The organism is Streptomyces sp. NPDC048424 (genome assembly GCF_040651555.1).
In the GTDB taxonomy this organism is placed as follows: domain Bacteria; phylum Actinomycetota; class Actinomycetes; order Streptomycetales; family Streptomycetaceae; genus Streptomyces.
Genome location: NZ_JBEZKE010000042.1, coordinates 19,749 through 35,759, shown reverse-complemented (window position 1 = coordinate 35,759; position 16,011 = coordinate 19,749). Strand labels below are relative to the sequence as shown.

The following is a 16,011-nucleotide window of genomic DNA, read 5'->3' as shown; positions in this document are numbered from 1 at the left end:
AGACCCCTCGCACTCACAGCGACCGCCCGCCGGGCATCCCGGCGGGCGGTCGTCGTGTTCTTCGCGTGCCGGCCTAGCGCAGCCCGGTGGAGCGGCTGAGGGCGGCCTGGATCAGGCGGTCCACCAGCTCCGGGTAGGCGACGCCCGTCTTCTGCCACATCAGCGGGTACATGGAGATCGGCGTGAACCCCGGCATCGTGTTGATCTCGTTGATGACGAAGGTGCCGTCCCCGGTGAGGAAGAAGTCGGCGCGCACGAGGCCCTCGCAGGACGCGGCCTCGAAGGCCTCGACGGCGAGCCGCTGCACCTCGGCGGTCTGCTCCGAGGTGAGCGGGGCGGGCACGATCCCGGAGGCGGAGTCGATGTACTTCGCCTCGAAGTCGTAGAAGTCGTGGCTGGAGACCGGCGGGATCTCGGCGGGCACGCTGGCGCGCGGACCGTCCTCGAACTCCAGGACCCCGCACTCGATCTCGCGGCCGCGCAGCAGCGCCTCCACGATGATCTTCGGGTCGTGGCGCCGGGCCTCCTTGACGGCGGCGTCCAGGCCGGAGGCGTCGTCGACCTTGGTGATGCCGATGGAGGAGCCGGCCCGGGCGGGCTTGATGAACAGGGGCCAGCCGTGCTCGGCGGCGAAGTCCAGGATCTTCGCCGTGGCGGCGTCCCGGTCGGCTTCCCACTCGCGCGGGCGGATGGTCACGTACGGGCCGACGCGCAGCCCGAAGGAGGTGAACACCCGCTTCATGTAGTCCTTGTCCTGGCCGACGGCCGAGGCGAGGACGCCCGAGCCGACGTACGGGATGCCGGACAGCTCCAGGAGGCCCTGGAGGGTGCCGTCCTCGCCGTACGGGCCGTGCAGGACGGGGAAGACGACGTCGACCTCGCCGAGGGCCTTCGGAACGGCGCCCGGCTCGGTGTAGACGACCTGGCGGCTCGCGGGGTCGACCGAGAGCACGACGGCGCCGTCCTCGGAGTCGGCGAGCTCCTCGACGCTCGGGAGCCGGCGGTCGGCGATGGCCATCCGCTCGGGCTCGTCGGCGGTCAGCGCCCATCGGCCGTCCGTGGTGATGCCGATGGGCAGCACCTCGTACTTGGACCGGTCGATGGAGCGCAGCACGGCGCCCGCCGTGACGACCGAGATGGCGTGTTCCGAGCTGCGGCCGCCGAACACGACGGCCACGCGGGGCTTGCGGCCCTGCTGCTCAGGGGTCTGGGGGAGGTTCTCGCTGCTCATATCGCCACGAGAGTACCCGCTCATGCGTCCGGATTGGAGTCAGCGACGTTCCGGTTTGGCGCTGCGGCCCATCAGTTCCTTCAGTGCGACCAGGGTCGGCTTGCCGTGGTGGACGATGTCCACCACGGTGTCGGTGATGGGCATGTCGACCCCGTGGCGGCGGGCCAGATCGGCCACCGACTGGCAGGACTTGACGCCCTCGGCGGTCTGCTTGGTGACCGCGATGGTCTCCTCCAGGGTCATCCCGCGGCCGAGGTTGGTGCCGAAGGTGTGGTTCCGGGAGAGCGGCGAGGAGCAGGTGGCGACCAGGTCGCCGAGGCCCGCGAGGCCGGAGAAGGTGAGCGGGTCGGCGCCCATCGCCACGCCCAGCCGGGTGGCTTCGGCGAGTCCGCGGGTGATGAGGGAGCCCTTGGTGTTGTCGCCCAGGCCCATGCCGTCCGCGATGCCGACGGCGAGGCCGATGACGTTCTTGACGGCGCCGCCGAGCTCGCAGCCGGTGACGTCGGTGCTCGTGTACGGGCGGAAGTACGGGGTGTGGCAGGCGGCCTGGAGGCGCTGCGCCACGGTCTCGTCCACGCAGGCGACGACGGACGCGGCGGGCTGGCGGGCGGCGATCTCGGCGGCCAGGTTGGGGCCGGTGACCACAGCGATGCGCTCGGCGGGGACCTTGGCCACCTCCTCGATGACCTCGCTCATCCGCTTGGCGGTGCCGAGTTCGATGCCCTTCATGAGGGAGACGAGCACCGTGTCGGGAGCCAGCAGGGGCGCCCACGCGGCGAGGTTGTCGCGCAGGGTCTGGGAGGGGACGGCGAGGACGGTGAAGTCGGCGCCGGCCGCGGCCTCGGCCGGGTCGGTGGTGGCCCGGAGGTTCGCGGGGAGTTCGACGTCGGGGAAGTAGTCCGGGTTGGTCCGGCCGGTGTTGATGGCGTCGACCACCTCCTGCCGGCGGCCCCAGAGGGTCACCTCGCATCCGGCGTCGGCGAGCACGATGGCGAAGGCCGTGCCCCAGGAGCCTGTTCCGAAGACGGTCGCCTTCACGGGACGTGTCACTTCTTGCCCTCCCCTGCGGCCTTGCGCCGCTGTTCCGCCCTGGCGTTGCGATGGTCGTACGGCTGCTCGGGCGCGGTCTCTCCCCGCACCTCCTCCAGCAGCGCGGTGATGGCGGCCATGATGACCTCGGTGGCCTCCTTGAGCACGTCCGGGGTGGGGTCGCGGTCGTAGAAGGCGGAGAGGTCCACCGGCGGTCCGGCGAGCACCTGGAGGGTCTTGCGCGGGAAGAGCCGGACCTTGTTCGCCTTGGCGTACGGCGGCACCACGAGGTTCGCGCCCCACTGGGCCACCGGGATGACGGGCGCCTTGGTGAGCAGTGCGACGCGGGCGGCGCCGGTCTTGCCGGCCATCGGCCACAGGTCGGGGTCGCGGGTGAGGGTGCCTTCCGGGTAAAAGGCCACGCATTCGCCGCGCTCGATCGCGTCCACCGCGGCCCGGAATGCGTCCAGGGCGTTGGTGCTCTCCCGGTAGACGGGGATCTGGCCGGAGCCGCGCAGGATGGACCCGACAATAGGGACCTTGAAGAGGGCGGCCTTCGCGAGCAATCGGGGCACTCGCCCGGTGTTGTACTGGAAGTGCGCGTACGAGAGCGGGTCCAGATACGAGTTGTGATTGACGGCGGTGATAAAGCCGCCCTCGGCCGGAATGTGCTCGATTCCCCGCCAGTCCCGCTTGAAGAGCACTACCAGCGGCGGTTTTGCGATGACCGCCGCCAGGCGGTACCAGAAGCCGATTCTGCGGCGGGACACTCGGACACCTTTCCTCTGGACCGGTGGGCGGGGTACCTCCCAGCGGAGGCTGGGGGAACTTGGGCACCTCGTCGGCCGGACAAGTGTCGCCCCGGGGCCGGTCTCTGTCGAGAACACCGTACGCCCCGCTCACACCGCCGGGCTCCCGGGTCGCCCGGGCGGGGGCGACAATGGGCCGACACATGACCCGGCCATGACCTGACCATGGTCCGGGGATGGGCCGGAGCGCACCGCAGGGAAGGGGTCGGTCACGAACGCCGTCTGGAATCTGGTGGTCCCGCTGAAGCCTCTGGCGGTGGCCAAGAGCCGTCTCGCGGCGGCCGTGGGCGCCTCCCGTCCGGGGCTCGCGCTGGCCTTCGCGCAGGACACCGTCGCAGGGGCCCTGGCCTGCGCGGCGGTCGCGGATGTGGTGGTGGTCACGGACGACGCGGCGGCGGGTGCGGAACTGTCCCGGCTGGGCGCGCGGATCGTGCCGGACGCCCCGGCGGCCGGACTCAACGCGGCGCTGGCCCACGGGGCGCGGGCGGTGCGGTCGGGGCGGCCGGGTGCCGCGGTGGCCGCGATGAACGCCGATCTGCCTGCGCTGCGGGCCCCGGAATTGCTACGCGTGCTCGAAAACGCCTCGGTATTTCCGCGGGCATTTCTGGCGGATGCGGCCGGAATCGGGACGACCTTGCTTTCCGCTGCGCCGGACGTGGAATTGGCCCCCTCCTTCGGCGGGCCGTCACGGGCCAGGCATTCGGCCTCGGGGGCGGTGGAAATCGCTCTGTCGGACGTCGACAGCGTGCGCCGGGACGTGGACACGGCGGCGGATCTGCGGACGGCTCTCGCCCTCGGTGTGGGGCGTCACACGGCCCGATACAGTGCCGGTATGCAGGCGACCGCGTACACGTACGACTCCCAGACCCGCAGCGGCAGTGTGCTGCTGGACGACGGCACCCCCGTGCCCTTCGAGGCCCCGGCCTTCGACGCGGGCGGCCTGCGGCTGCTGCGGCCCGGGCAGCGGGTCCGGATCGAGACGGACGGCGAGGGCGCGGGCCTGCGCATCACCCTGGTGACGCTGCAGACCTTCTGACGGTCCGGCCGTCCACCCGTCTGACCTGCGACGGAACGCACCGCGGGCCGGCTTCCCCAACAGGGGGAAGCCGGCCCGGCGTGTGTGACCCGTACCCCTACTTCTTGCGGGCCGTGGTCTTCTTCGCGGTGGCCTTGCGCGTCGCCGTCTTCTTGGCGGGCGCCTTCGTCGCGGCGGTGACCTTCTTGGCCGCCGGGGCGGTCTTCTTCGCGGCGGCGGTGGTCTTCTTCGCCGTGGCCGTGGTCTTCTTGGCGGTCGCGGTGGCCTTCTTGGCGGTGGCCGTGGCCTTCTTCGCCGTGGCCGTGCTCTTCACCGCCGCCTTCTTGGCGGTCGCGGTGGCCTTCTTCGCCGTCACCTTCTTTGCGACCGCGGTCTTCGCCGCGGCCTTCTTGGCGGTGGTGGCCTTCTTCGCGGCGGCCTTCTTGACCGTCGCGGAGGCGCCACCGGTGAGGCTGCCCTTGGGCGCCTTCTTCACCGACACCTCGCCGCCCTTGGGCAGCTTCTTGGTGCCGCTGACCAGGTCCTTGAAGCCCTGGCCGGCGCGGAATCGGGGCACGGAGGTCTTCTTGACCCGGACGCGCTCCCCCGTCTGCGGGTTGCGGGCGTAACGGGCCGGGCGGTCGACCTTCTCGAACGAGCCGAAGCCCGTGACCGAGACCCGGTCGCCCGCGACGGTAGCGCGGACGATCGCGTCCAGTACCGCGTCGACAGCGTCCGCGGCCTGCTGGCGGCCGCCCAGCTTGTCGGCAATCGCTTCTACGAGCTGCGCCTTGTTCACGTCTTCCCCTTCGGAGACTTCGCCAGAACGAATGTGTTCAAGCTTATTTCGCACGTTAGGCGGATATATACCGCAAATCAAACACGAAACGGGCTAATCACCCTAGTGCCGCAACGCTGGAGGCCGTTACGGAGTTCCTTCGCATCAGTCGCCTTCAGGGAATCGACCCTCGTCGAGGTCCTTCATCAACCTGTCCAGGCGCCTTGCCGCATCGGCGAGATCGTGCTTCGCCGCGGCCGTGACGACCAACAGCTTCCGGGACAGCGCCATCCTTACGCCCTCCGGGACTTGCAGTGAGCGCACCCGTGTGTGTGCTTCTTTCAACCGGTCCGCGACGAGTTCGTAGAGCTCGAGTTGACTGTCGCGTTCCATGCACAGATTGTGCCATCTGGGGCGAGTTGTCGCCTCACGGGGCCTCAACAAACGGCTGTGCCCCCCGCCGGAAGGCGGGGGGCACAGTGTTGCCGATGTGATCACCCTGGGGTGAATAAGCGCTGATCAGGCAGGAATCAGGCGCGAATCGTGCGCGGCTTGAAGGTCGGGCGGGCGCTTTCGTACTCAGCGATGTCCGCTTCGTTCTGAAGGGTGAGCGAGATGTCGTCCAGGCCCTCCAGCAGGCGCCAGCGGGCGTTGTCGTCGAGCTCGAACTCCGCGACGACGCCCTCCGCTCGCACCTGGCGGTCGACCAGGTCGACCGTGATCTCGGCGGTGGGGTCCGCCTCGGTCAGCTTCCACAGCTGTTCGACGGTCTCCTGCGGGAGCACGACCGTCAGCAGGCCGTTCTTCAGCGAGTTCCCGCGGAAGATGTCGGCGAAGCGGGAGGAGATGACCGTCTTGAAGCCGAAGTTCTGCAGGGCCCAGACGGCGTGCTCGCGCGAGGAACCCGTACCGAAGTCGGGGCCGGCGACCAGCACGGTCGCGCCGGCGCGCTCCGGGCGGTTCGTGACGAACTCCGGGTCCTTGCGCCAGGCCTCGAAGAGCCCGTCCTCGAACCCGTCGCGGGTGATCTTCTTCAGCCAGTGGGCGGGGATGATCTGGTCGGTGTCGACGTTGCTGCGGCGCAGCGGGACGGCCCGGCCGGTGTGGGTGGTGAAGGCTTCCATGGTTCAGACTCCGGCGGTCGCGTCGGCGGCGGACAGGTCGGCGGGAGAGGCCAGATGGCCCAGCACCGCGGTGGCGGCGGCCACCTGCGGGGAGACCAGGTGGGTGCGCCCGCCCTTGCCCTGCCGGCCCTCGAAGTTGCGGTTGGAGGTGGACGCGGAGCGCTCACCGGGCGCCAGTTGGTCGGGGTTCATGCCCAGACACATCGAGCAGCCCGCGTGCCGCCATTCGGCGCCGGCCTCCTTGAAGACCTTGTCCAGGCCTTCTTCCACGGCCTGCAGGGCGACGCGGACCGAGCCGGGGACGACCAGCATCCGTACGCCGTCGGCGACTTTGCGGCCCTCGATGATGCCGGCGACGGCGCGCAGGTCCTCGATGCGGCCGTTGGTGCAGGAACCTACGAAGACGGTGTCGACCTTGATGTCGCGCAGCGGCTGTCCGGCGGTCAACCCCATGTACTCCAGGGCCTTTTCGGCGGCCAGGCGCTCCGAAGCGTCCTCGTACGAAGCCGGGTCGGGGACGTTGGCCGACAGCGGCGCGCCCTGGCCCGGGTTGGTGCCCCAGGTGACGAACGGGGACAGCGCGGTGCCGTCGATGACGACCTCCGCATCGAAGACCGCGTCGTCGTCGGTGCGGAGGGTCTTCCAGTACGCGACCGCCGCGTCCCAGTCCTCGCCCTCGGGGGCGTGGTCACGGCCCTGGAGGTAGTCGAAGGTGGTCTGGTCGGGGGCGATCATGCCCGCGCGGGCGCCGGCCTCGATCGACATGTTGCAGATGGTCATGCGGGCTTCCATCGAGAGCTGCTCGATGGCTTCGCCGCGGTACTCCAGGATGTAGCCCTGGCCGCCGCCGGTGCCGATCCTGGCGATGATCGCCAGGATCAGGTCCTTGGCGGTGACGCCCTCGGCCAGCGCGCCGGTGACGGTGATCGCCATCGTCTTCGGGCGGGCCAGCGGCAGCGTCTGCGTCGCCAGCACGTGCTCGACCTGGCTGGTGCCGATGCCGAAGGCCAGCGCGCCGAAGGCGCCGTGCGTGGAGGTGTGCGAGTCACCGCAGACCACGGTGGTGCCGGGCTGGGTGAGTCCCAGCTGCGGTCCCACCACGTGGACGACTCCCTGCTCGACGTCGCCCAGCGAGTGCAGGCGGACGCCGAACTCGGCGCAGTTCGCCCGCAGCGTCTCCAGCTGGGCCCGGGAGACCGGGTCGGCGATCGGCTTGTCGATGTCGATGGTGGGGGTGTTGTGGTCCTCGGTCGCGATGGTGAGGTCGAGGCGTCGGACCTTGCGGCCGGCCTGACGCAGACCCTCGAAGGCCTGCGGGCTGGTCACCTCGTGCAGCAGGTGCAGATCAATGAAGAGGAGGTCGGGCTCGCCCTCGGCGCGCCGGACGACATGGTCGTCCCAGACCTTCTCCGCGAGTGTCCTACCCATCGCTTTCCCTCCGGCCGGCCGGTTGTGCCGGCGCTTCATAGAGATCTTGTGCGCCTGTCGCCCGTACCCCACGTCCCGGACGACGGCTCGGACCCAGTGGTTCGTGGACCCGCACATACAGACTCGCTGGTTCTTGGAAAAATTGAACTTGCGTTTCACAGTGTGAGACGCGAATATCGTTTCATGGACAACTCTAGCGGCGTCGGCGTTCTCGACAAGGCAGCTCTGGTACTGAGCGCACTGGAGTCCGGTCCGGCCACCCTCGCCGGGCTGGTCGCGGCGACAGGGCTCGCACGACCCACGGCACATCGCCTTGCCGTGGCACTGGAACACCACCGGATGGTGGCGAGGGACATGCAGGGCCGGTTCATCCTCGGTCCGCGGCTGGCGGAGCTCGCCGCCGCGGCCGGCGAGGACCGTCTGCTGGCCACGGCGGGACCGGTACTCACCCACCTCCGTGACGTGACGGGCGAGAGCGCGCAGCTCTACCGCCGTCAGGGAGACATGCGCATCTGCGTGGCGGCCGCGGAGCGGCTGTCGGGCCTTCGGGACACCGTCCCGGTGGGCTCCACGCTCCCGATGAAGGCCGGCTCGGCCGCGCAGATCCTGATGGCCTGGGAGGAGCCCGAGCGGCTCCACCGCGGGCTGCAGGGCGCGCGCTTCACGGCGACGGCGCTCTCGGGCGTACGGCGTCGCGGCTGGGCGCAGTCGATCGGCGAGCGGGAGCCCGGCGTGGCCTCCGTCTCGGCGCCGGTGCGCGGGCCGTCGAACCGCGTGGTGGCCTCCGTGTCGGTCTCCGGGCCGATCGAGCGGCTGACCCGCCACCCGGGCCGGATGCACGCCCAGGCCGTCATCGACGCGGCCGCCCGTCTCACGGAGGCCCTGCGCCGCTCCGGCTGAACGTCCCCCGAGTCCGCTTCCCGAGGTGAGTGGAACGCCTCGGAACTACCTTCGCCAGCCCAACAGGGGCCGCAGCCGACGCCGCACACGTCCTGGCAGCGGCCCCTCTGTCATACGTGAGTTACATAGGGCCTCGACGAGTCACGCTGAGCGCCCACCGATAAAGGTCCGGGACTCGGAATGATCGGGTCGCCCCATCGCTTTCGACAGCAGCAATCAGTCCCGCTTCCTGAGCCAGACCGATCAGATCCTCTGGCGTCTTACCCAGAGCGTCTTCAAGGACCTCCTCACCGACGGGCGTCCTCCCGTACTCGCGCAGAGCCACCGCCACCTGCTGCAGCTCTTGGAACTCCTCGTCCAGTAGGGCGGAGAGCGCCGGATCGCTGACCTGCTCCAAGCTCAGCGCCAGGCTCCGGGGACGCAAGACCGAGCGGTCATAGCCGCTGCGCCGCTCTTCATCGCGTTCCCACTCAAGTGCAGCTGCGAAGAGTTGCAGCAGCGCCCGTGGTGAGTGGTCTCCGTTCGCGTCCGCCAGCCGATTCCATACCCAGTTCGAGGTGAAAGCCGTACGCTCGCCGCGCATGCGCTCTCCAACGAGCGCCCCCCACGCTGCGGCTACCTGGTCGGAGCTCCAGGATGCTACGTCGAGTCGTGGCAGGTTCTCGTCAAAAGCCGCCAAAATGTCCCGGAAGGCTTCGGCTCTGACCGCTCGTTTCAGTACAACCTTGAAGTACTCCTCGCGCTCTTCCCATTGGAGTCTGCGTGAGAGCCCGAAGAAGTGGCTCTTGTTTTCGAAGCGCAGGCTCTGCCAGATGTCCTGGCGAACCAGAATCTTCATCCGAACGTGCTTGAGACGCGGTGCGAGATCAGCTTGCTTGGTGAGTAGCCCCGAGATGGCTGTGGAGCGGCGGATCCGCTGGTCAGGAGAGTGACCGAAGGCCGTGTCCAAGCCATCGAAAAGCAGCAGCAGGCGATCACCGCGGGCGTCCACCTTCCGCAGCCAGTCCGCGCACTCCAGAGGCCCCATCGGATCGGACAGCACTTCAACAATGGCGCGGGTGGCGGCGTAGTCGCCTTCCTCGACCCCACGGATCGCAGGGTGCGGCGCTCCGATGTCCTCAGCCCCAGCATGCGTGCGGTAAATGGCCAGAGCCATCAGAACCTGCCAGAAGGACCCCCAGTCCAAGCCCTTGGCCGCAAGTGCGCCATCGATGGCACCATAGTTGTCCGCTCCGAAAGACCAGTCGGGACGGCCTCCGAACTGGTTGGGCGTAGTAACCAAGACTGGCACCCAACCGTCCGACCCGCCTGCTGCCAGCCACCGGAACAGAGCGGTCTTCCCAGTGCCTTTGCGTCCGATGATCAACGGAATCCCGGGGTCCGCTGTCTCGTTCACCTGGCGTGTGACGACGTAGTCCTGCAGGAACTCATCATGGTCGAGCAATTCTGCAGTGCCAGTCGAAAAGGACAGCTGCCGAAGTGCTGCTGCCTTACTCACGGATGTGCGCTGGTGCAGCGCCGGCTCGGGTGCCTGCTCTGGCACAATCTGGACGATCCAATCAGCGATTCGGCCGTATGGGGCCAGCTGAGCCTTGGCAGTGGCAACCGTGTCCGAGAACGCGACATCGGCGTTGTAGGGGACCACATGGGTGATCTCATCGGCAGAGAGCGGAGACGCTCCCGCCCTGGCCGAACTGAAGGGCTCAACCCACTCCTCCACCCAAGACTTGGCTCGCTCCGCCAGCCGGGTCGCACTGAGGCCTGGCGGCATGGGGGAAACGACAAACCGTGGTTCGGGGGTCAACCCTCTGTTCCCGCGACTTCGCCGTGTGGTGGACCTCAAGAGAGCTCTGGCCAGCAACTCGGTCCCGAGTCGCGCCTGGCCGTGAGGGTGGAAGCAGACCACCGCCATGTCGGAAACATCGAAGAGTAGTGGCGCTGCTACGGGGCTCACACCCGTACGGGAGTCGATCAGGATGACATCCGGGCGCAGGTTGGAACCGCGGGCATCATCAAGAAGCTGATGGAGCGCATTGACACTCTCGCGGTACCAGATCTCCGGCTCCAGCGAGCGGAGCTGAGTGGCATATGCACTGTCCAGCTTGCCGGCAGGCATGCAGTACAGCCGTCCGGCATCGTCTACCGGGATCACGTGTTCCAAGATCGAGACATCGGCACCGAACTCATACTGCAAGAGCGCGGACACCACACCCTGATCAGCACCGACCTCCCGATCAACGCCGAACAGGGCATCAAGACCCGGGGCTTCCAAGTCCATATCAATGCAGAGCACCTTCAAGCCGTGCTCCGCGCTCAGTTTGCGCGCCACAGCTGCAAGCGCAGTGCTGCGCCCCACCCCGCCCTTGAGGCTGTAGAAGGTGACCACCGGCGCAGAGTCCAGGTCCTCGTCCAGGTCACTGGCAAAGACGATGCCAGCGGGCTCGCTGCCTGTCGCCCTATCGAAAGCAGCAGACCATCCTGGCTGACTCCCCTCCTCCCCGGCCAGGTCTCCGTACCAGGAAACTTCCATCGGCGCGAGGAGCTCCCACGTGTGAACGGCTTCGCGGACGCCAGGCGCAAGATCACCGAAAGTGTCTTCCATCCGATCGGCATACGGAACAGCCGCATAGCGGTCTGAAACCACGCGCACGATGAGGCCGGACGCATCCTCGACCACATGGACTTCGGCGCTGGGGGCGCCGGCCTCAGCGCATCGCTTAATCTCGCCGATTTGCTCATCGCGGTCCGACATATTGAGAGAAATCTCCTTCATCCCCGGGCTCCTCTGCCTCTGCCCGCCTGCCTCGACTTCGCGCCTCGGATGCGCGTTGACACCCACGCTGCCAGGCTTACGCCACCTTTCAGGAGGTCCGCGGCATCGACACCCTTCGGCAACTCCACTGCGTAGCGGAGCTCGGTCCCCCAGTGCCTCAGGAAGAGTTCACTATGGCCCCTCGGGGGCGAGAATCCCGCCGAGGACCACAACCCCCGCAAGTTGTGCCCCGCCCCGCCGCTGCGGGGGAACGGAATACCGCTCAGGTGCAGGTACGACTTCAGGCGGCACTCCACGACGTACCCCGCTAGGTAAACCGCACCAAGGGTGTGCCCTGACGCCTCCAGCACCTTCGCCTCAGTCGCGCGAAGCCCAGCGACAGCATGGAAGTCACTCACACCCAGCCCTCCCCCATCATCCCAGGGATCATGGTGACACTCCCCGCGGCAACAGGGGGGCGAAACCAAGCTTTCCCGGAACGGCGAAGAGGCCCTCCGCGATGAACGCGGAGGGCCTCTTCGATGCGTACCCCCGACCGGATTCGAACCGGCGCTACCGCCTTGAGAGGGCGGCGTGCTAGGCCGCTACACAACGGGGGCTAGCTGGTGCTGCTGTTACTGCGCTGGGCTACCAGGACTCGAACCTAGAATAAGGGAACCAGAAACCCTCGTGTTGCCAATTACACTATAGCCCAAAGTGGTCTAGACCAGACCAACAGTACCCCCGACCGGATTCGAACCGGCGCTACCGCCTTGAGAGGGCGGCGTGCTAGGCCGCTACACAACGGGGGCCCTAGCGATCCTGCTTCGAGACGTCCGGGTGCGACCCAGGAGATCTCGCGGGAAGGATCTGTACCCCCGACCGGATTCGAACCGGCGCTACCGCCTTGAGAGGGCGGCGTGCTAGGCCGCTACACAACGGGGGCAAAGCACTGCGTTACTGCTGCACTGCGCTGGGGTACCAGGACTCGAACCTAGAATAAGGGAACCAGAAACCCTCGTGTTGCCAATTACACTATACCCCACCAAAAGTCAACCCCTTGCGGGGCCTTTTCTTTGGGTGGCGCCTCCGTCCGGCCTTTCGGCCCGCTCCGGCGGCGCAGAAAGAACATTACCGGATGCCTGACCGTGCTCCAAAACGGGTATCCCCTGCCAGCAGCTCCGGAAGCTGGTCAAGGCCCTGGATGCGGTACGCGCCGTCCGGTCCGGGCCCGCGGGCACCGTCGCGGTCGATCCAGACCGCCAGCAGCCCGGCGTCACGGGCCCCGCGCGCGTCGATCTCGGGCTGGTCCCCCACGTACGCCACCTCGCCCGGCGGCAGCCCGAGCGCCTCGCACGCGGCGAGGAACGCCGCCGCCTCGGGCTTGCTGACGCCGAGTTCGACCGCGCAGACCAGCACCTCGAAGCGGTCGCGCAGCCCGAGGTGACGCAGCTTGGGGTCCTGGTTGGCGCTGGAGGAGTTGGAGAGCACCCCGTGCCGGTAGCCGGCCGCGAGGAGGTCCAGTACGGGCACCACGTCGGGGAAGACGGTCCAGGCGGCCTTGTAGTGCTCGACGTAGCGGTCGAACCAGGCGTCGGCCTCGTCCGCGGTCATCCCGGGCTGCTCCAGGAACTCCCGCACCCGGTCCCGCCGCTGCCCCTGGAAGCTCCCCTCACCGGCGGCGAAGCGCGCCCAGTGCCGGTCGGTGATCTCCCGCCACAGCGCGAGCGCCTGCGCGGGGGTGCCGTACCGCTCCGCGAGCTCCTCGGTCTCCAGCTGCCGCGCGAGCCCGGCGGCATCGGCCCCCGTGTAGTCGAAGAGGGTGTCGTCGATGTCCCACAGCACGGCGCGGATCGGCATGGGGCCGAGCCTACGCCGCGGGCACCAGCGCCGTGGGTACGACCAGGAAGTCGGTCACGAAACAGGTGACCCGGCCCTCGGTGTCGCGCCCGATCCAGGTCGGGTAGCAGCCGTCGCCCCACCCGGAGGTGAAGCCGGCGAGGGTGTGACCGTCCTCTCCCTCGGCCAGGAAGACGTCCGGGCCGTCGCCGACCGCCTCCATGGCGGCCCACACCGCCCCCTCCTCGTCCTCGGTGCCGGGGAAGGAGCCGTCGGCGGCGGCGTCGTAGAAGCAGCCGGTGCCGGCGTCCACGCCGTAGCCGTAGAACTCGTCCTCGCCGAGGACGGTGGGGTCCTGGCCCTCGTCGACGGCCATCTCCCAGCTCGCGGTCGGGGTGTCACGGATCACCAGGCGGGCGGCGGCGACCCGGGTGTGCGGGCGGGGTCCCTGCGGGACGCCGGGGCGCACCAGCGTGGCGATCGCGGCTTCCGCCCGGTACCGGCCCGGCTCCACGACAACACTGAACGGCTCGACCTCGTCCTGCCCGAGGCAGACGAAGGGGTCGCAGGCGACGACCCGGCCCGTGGGCAGGGTCACGTCGCCGACGACGACCGGGACGAGGGTCCCCGTCATGCCGTCCTCGTAGGCGAAGGCGGCGCCCGGGGTGAAGTGCCAGGCGTAGTCGGGCGGGGTCATCGGCACGGGGGCCTCCGGAGGGCGGGAGCGGGCGGTGATCGTTCTCCCGGAGCCTAGGACCCGCCTCCGACAACGCCGCAGGGGGCGGCGGCCGGGGATCCGGCTGCCGCCCCCTGCGGGACGTACGGGGAGTGCTACGCGGCCAGCTTGGCCAGCGTCGCGTCGATGCGGGCCAGGGAGCGGTCCTTGCCCAGGATCTCCAGGGACTCGAAGAGCGGCAGGCCGACCGTGCGGCCGGTGACGGCCACGCGGACCGGGGCCTGGGCCTTGCCGAGCTTGAGGCCGTGGGCCTCGCCGGCGGTCAGGACGGCCTGCTTGAGGGACTCCGGGTCCGACCAGTCGGCGTTCGCCAGGTTCTCGCGCGCCGTCGTCAGGAGGGCCGCCGGCTCGCCCTTCATCGCCTTGTCCCACGAGGCCTGGTCCTCGACCGGCTCCTTCAGGAACAGGAAGTCGACGTTGGCCGTGATGTCCGACAGGACGGTGACGCGGGTCTGGGCGTACGGGGCGATGCGCTCCCAGGCCGCGGCGTCGAAGTCCTCGGGCGCCCAGTTGGCGTGCGGTGCCTGCAGCCACGGGGCGCAGGCGTCCGCGAAGGCCTTCGGGTCGAGGAGGCGGATGTGGTCGCCGTTGATCGACTCGGCCTTCTTCAGGTCGAAGCGCGCCGGGTTGGCGTTCACGCCGTCGATGTCGAACTTCTGGACCATCTCCTCGATCGAGAAGACGTCCTGGTCCTTGGAGAAGGACCAGCCGAGGAGCGAGAGGTAGTTCAGCAGGCCCTCGGGGAGGAAGCCGCGCTCGCGGTACAGGTTGAGCGAGGCCTCGGGGTCGCGCTTGGAGAGCTTCTTGTTGCCCTCGCCCATCACGTACGGCAGGTGGCCGAACGCGGGGGTGGACTTGGCGACGCCCAGCTCGATCAGTGCCTTGTAGAGCGCGATCTGGCGGGGGGTCGAGGAGAGGAGGTCCTCGCCGCGCAGGACGTGCGTGATCTCCATGAGCGCGTCGTCGACCGGGTTGACCAGCGTGTAGAGCGGGGCGCCGTTGGCCCGGACGATGCCGAAGTCCGGCACGTTCTCCGGGGTGAAGGTCAGCTCGCCGCGGACGAGGTCGGTGAAGGTGATCGGCTCGTCGGGCATCCGGAAGCGGACGATCGCCGGGCGGTGCTCGCCCTGGTACGCCTCGAGCTGCACGGTGGTGAGCTCGCGGCAGTGGCCGTCGTAGCCGGAGGGCTTGCCGGCGGCGCGGGCGGCCGCGCGGCGCGCGTCGAGCTCTTCGGTGGTGCAGTAGCAGTGGTACGCGTAGCCGCCGTCGAGCAGCTTCTTCGCGACGTCCTTGTAGATGTCCATGCGCTCGGACTGGCGGTACGGGGCGTGCGGGCCGCCGACCTCGGGGCCCTCGTCCCAGGTGAAGCCGAGCCAGCGCAGCGAGGCGAGCAGCTGGTCGTACGACTCCTCGGAGTCGCGGGCCGCGTCGGTGTCCTCGATGCGGAAGACGAACGTGCCGCCGTGGTGGCGGGCGAACGCCCAGTTGAACAGGGCGGTGCGGACCAGGCCCACGTGGGGGTTGCCGGTCGGGGAGGGACAGAAACGTACGCGGACAGGTCCGTTAACCACGCTTGATCACCTTGTTGGTGAGAGTGCCGATGCCTTCGATGGTGACGGCGACCTCGTCGCCGACGTTCAGGGGGCCGACTCCGGCCGGGGTCCCCGTGAGGATGACGTCGCCCGGGAGCAGCGTCATGGCCTCGGTGATGTGGACGACGAGGTCTTCGATGGAGCGGACCATGTCGCTGGTGCGGCCGAGCTGGCGCTGTTCGCCGTTCACGGTGCACTGGATGGTCAGGTCGCCCGGGTCCAGGTCGGTCTCGATCCAGGGGCCGAGGGGGCAGGAGCTGTCGAAGCCCTTGGCCCGGGCCCACTGCTTCTCCCGCTGCTGGACGTCGCGCGCGGTGACGTCGTTGGCGCAGGTGTAGCCGAGGATGACGTCCTTGACGCGCTCCCTGGGGACCTCCCGGCACATGCGGCCGATGACCACGGCGAGCTCCGCCTCGTGGTGGACGTCCTGGGAGAAGGAGGGGTACGCGATCGGATCACCGGGGCCGACCACCGAGGTGGAGGGCTTGAAGAAGGTGATCGGCGCGTCCGGAACCTCGTTCCCGAGCTCTGCCGCGTGCTCCGCGTAGTTGCGGCCGATGGCCACGACCTTGTTCGGGAGCACGGGCGGCAGCAGCCGGACCTTGCTCAGCGGCACCTTCGTGCCCGAGAGCTCGAAGTCCGCGAACGGGATGCCCTTGATGATGTCGAGCACGAGCGTCGATTCGTCGCCGGGGGCGGTGCTGCCCTCGACCGCGCCGAACGCGACATTTCCGTCGATCGAGAACCTGGCGATGCGCACGTGTTGCGTCTGCCCCTC

At 68.9% G+C, this 16,011-nt stretch carries 13 protein-coding genes, 5 tRNA genes and 1 pseudogene; 2 read left to right on the top strand and 17 right to left on the bottom strand.

What is annotated here, in order from left to right:
- Window positions 1–73: 73 nt before the first annotated feature.
- Genes AB0D29_RS35205 through AB0D29_RS35195 form a run of 3 tightly spaced genes read right to left on the bottom strand, consistent with a single transcriptional unit; the run spans window position 74 to window position 3,030 of the window.
- On the bottom strand, window positions 74–1,231 hold the full coding sequence (locus tag AB0D29_RS35205) for a D-alanine--D-alanine ligase family protein (protein WP_362859873.1): 1,158 nt from the start codon (window positions 1,229–1,231) through the stop codon (window positions 74–76).
- Window positions 1,232–1,270: 39 nt separating this feature from the next.
- Window positions 1,271–2,281: an NAD(P)H-dependent glycerol-3-phosphate dehydrogenase gene (locus tag AB0D29_RS35200; protein ID WP_362808924.1), complete on the bottom strand. Its 1,011-nt coding sequence runs from the start codon at window positions 2,279–2,281 to the stop codon at window positions 1,271–1,273.
- A complete protein-coding gene (locus tag AB0D29_RS35195) occupies window positions 2,278–3,030 on the bottom strand; it encodes a lysophospholipid acyltransferase family protein (RefSeq protein ID WP_362859872.1) in 753 nt (250 codons plus the stop codon). Before AB0D29_RS35195 ends, AB0D29_RS35200 begins: the two co-directional genes overlap by 4 nt.
- A gap of 268 nt (window positions 3,031–3,298) precedes the next feature.
- On the opposite strand from AB0D29_RS35195, the pseudogene cofC reads away from it, so the two are divergent.
- Window positions 3,299–3,901, top strand: a pseudogene (gene cofC / locus AB0D29_RS35190) (2-phospho-L-lactate guanylyltransferase); the annotation flags it as partial.
- 301 nt (window positions 3,902–4,202) lie between these two features.
- On the opposite strand, the gene AB0D29_RS35185 reads toward cofC, so the two are convergent.
- The 4 genes from AB0D29_RS35185 to leuC all read right to left on the bottom strand — a co-directional run bounded on the left by AB0D29_RS35185 (window position 4,203) and on the right by leuC (window position 7,414).
- On the bottom strand, window positions 4,203–4,883 hold the full coding sequence (locus tag AB0D29_RS35185) for an HU family DNA-binding protein (RefSeq protein WP_362859870.1): 681 nt from the start codon (window positions 4,881–4,883) through the stop codon (window positions 4,203–4,205).
- A 144-nt stretch (window positions 4,884–5,027) separates the two neighbouring features.
- A complete protein-coding gene (locus AB0D29_RS35180; RefSeq protein ID WP_030009267.1) occupies window positions 5,028–5,255 on the bottom strand; it encodes a hypothetical protein in 228 nt (75 codons plus the stop codon).
- A gap of 137 nt (window positions 5,256–5,392) precedes the next feature.
- A complete protein-coding gene (leuD, locus tag AB0D29_RS35175; RefSeq protein WP_362859868.1) occupies window positions 5,393–5,986 on the bottom strand; it encodes a 3-isopropylmalate dehydratase small subunit in 594 nt (197 codons plus the stop codon).
- A 3-nt stretch (window positions 5,987–5,989) separates the two neighbouring features.
- On the bottom strand, window positions 5,990–7,414 hold the full coding sequence (leuC, locus tag AB0D29_RS35170) for a 3-isopropylmalate dehydratase large subunit (protein WP_362859867.1): 1,425 nt from the start codon (window positions 7,412–7,414) through the stop codon (window positions 5,990–5,992).
- A gap of 183 nt (window positions 7,415–7,597) precedes the next feature.
- Here leuC and ndgR point away from each other — a divergent pair, with 183 nt between their 5' ends.
- Window positions 7,598–8,314 (top strand): IclR family transcriptional regulator NdgR, encoded by a 717-nt coding sequence (ndgR, locus tag AB0D29_RS35165; RefSeq protein ID WP_007266782.1) that lies wholly within the window; start codon window positions 7,598–7,600, stop codon window positions 8,312–8,314.
- A gap of 121 nt (window positions 8,315–8,435) precedes the next feature.
- Here the strand turns inward: ndgR and AB0D29_RS35160 are convergent, their stop codons facing one another.
- From AB0D29_RS35160 to AB0D29_RS35115, 10 genes are all read right to left on the bottom strand, one after another.
- Complete coding sequence (locus tag AB0D29_RS35160) at window positions 8,436–11,087, bottom strand: ParA family protein (RefSeq protein WP_362859865.1); 2,652 nt, start codon at window positions 11,085–11,087, stop codon at window positions 8,436–8,438.
- A 526-nt stretch (window positions 11,088–11,613) separates the two neighbouring features.
- A tRNA-Glu gene (locus AB0D29_RS35155) sits at window positions 11,614–11,686 on the bottom strand.
- A gap of 23 nt (window positions 11,687–11,709) precedes the next feature.
- A tRNA-Gln gene (locus AB0D29_RS35150) sits at window positions 11,710–11,781 on the bottom strand.
- Window positions 11,782–11,805: 24 nt separating this feature from the next.
- Window positions 11,806–11,878 (bottom strand) — tRNA-Glu (locus AB0D29_RS35145).
- A gap of 61 nt (window positions 11,879–11,939) precedes the next feature.
- Window positions 11,940–12,012, bottom strand: a tRNA-Glu gene (locus AB0D29_RS35140).
- Window positions 12,013–12,039: 27 nt separating this feature from the next.
- Window positions 12,040–12,111, bottom strand: a tRNA-Gln gene (locus AB0D29_RS35135).
- Window positions 12,112–12,197: 86 nt separating this feature from the next.
- Window positions 12,198–12,926: an HAD family hydrolase gene (locus AB0D29_RS35130; RefSeq protein WP_362859864.1), complete on the bottom strand. Its 729-nt coding sequence runs from the start codon at window positions 12,924–12,926 to the stop codon at window positions 12,198–12,200.
- 10 nt (window positions 12,927–12,936) lie between these two features.
- Window positions 12,937–13,608, bottom strand: coding sequence for a DUF4241 domain-containing protein (locus tag AB0D29_RS35125; protein ID WP_362859862.1), 672 nt, complete (start codon window positions 13,606–13,608; stop codon window positions 12,937–12,939).
- 128 nt (window positions 13,609–13,736) lie between these two features.
- Window positions 13,737–15,212 carry a glutamate--tRNA ligase gene (gltX, locus tag AB0D29_RS35120; RefSeq protein ID WP_362859861.1) on the bottom strand — a complete coding sequence of 492 codons (1,476 nt, stop codon included), beginning with the start codon at window positions 15,210–15,212 and terminating at the stop codon, window positions 13,737–13,739.
- The gene (locus AB0D29_RS35115) at window positions 15,205–15,993 is read right to left on the bottom strand and encodes a fumarylacetoacetate hydrolase family protein (protein WP_362859860.1); all 789 of its coding nucleotides are present in this window, start codon (window positions 15,991–15,993) and stop codon (window positions 15,205–15,207) included. The genes gltX and AB0D29_RS35115 overlap by 8 nt, the downstream gene beginning before the upstream one ends.
- Window positions 15,994–16,011 lie beyond the last annotated feature (18 nt).

What these genes read in the sequence shown, in the direction of transcription:
- AB0D29_RS35205 (WP_362859873.1), bottom strand. Translation starts at nt 1,231, where the DNA reads ATGAGCAGCGAGAACCTCCCCCAGACCCCTGAGCAGCAGGGCCGCAAG.
- AB0D29_RS35180 (WP_030009267.1), bottom strand. Translation starts at nt 5,255, where the DNA reads ATGGAACGCGACAGTCAACTCGAGCTCTACGAACTCGTCGCGGACCGG.
- leuD (WP_362859868.1), bottom strand. Translation starts at nt 5,986, where the DNA reads ATGGAAGCCTTCACCACCCACACCGGCCGGGCCGTCCCGCTGCGCCGC.
- leuC (WP_362859867.1), bottom strand. Translation starts at nt 7,414, where the DNA reads ATGGGTAGGACACTCGCGGAGAAGGTCTGGGACGACCATGTCGTCCGG.
- ndgR (WP_007266782.1), top strand. Translation starts at nt 7,598, where the DNA reads ATGGACAACTCTAGCGGCGTCGGCGTTCTCGACAAGGCAGCTCTGGTA.
- AB0D29_RS35160 (WP_362859865.1), bottom strand. Translation starts at nt 11,087, where the DNA reads ATGAAGGAGATTTCTCTCAATATGTCGGACCGCGATGAGCAAATCGGC.
- AB0D29_RS35130 (WP_362859864.1), bottom strand. Translation starts at nt 12,926, where the DNA reads ATGCCGATCCGCGCCGTGCTGTGGGACATCGACGACACCCTCTTCGAC.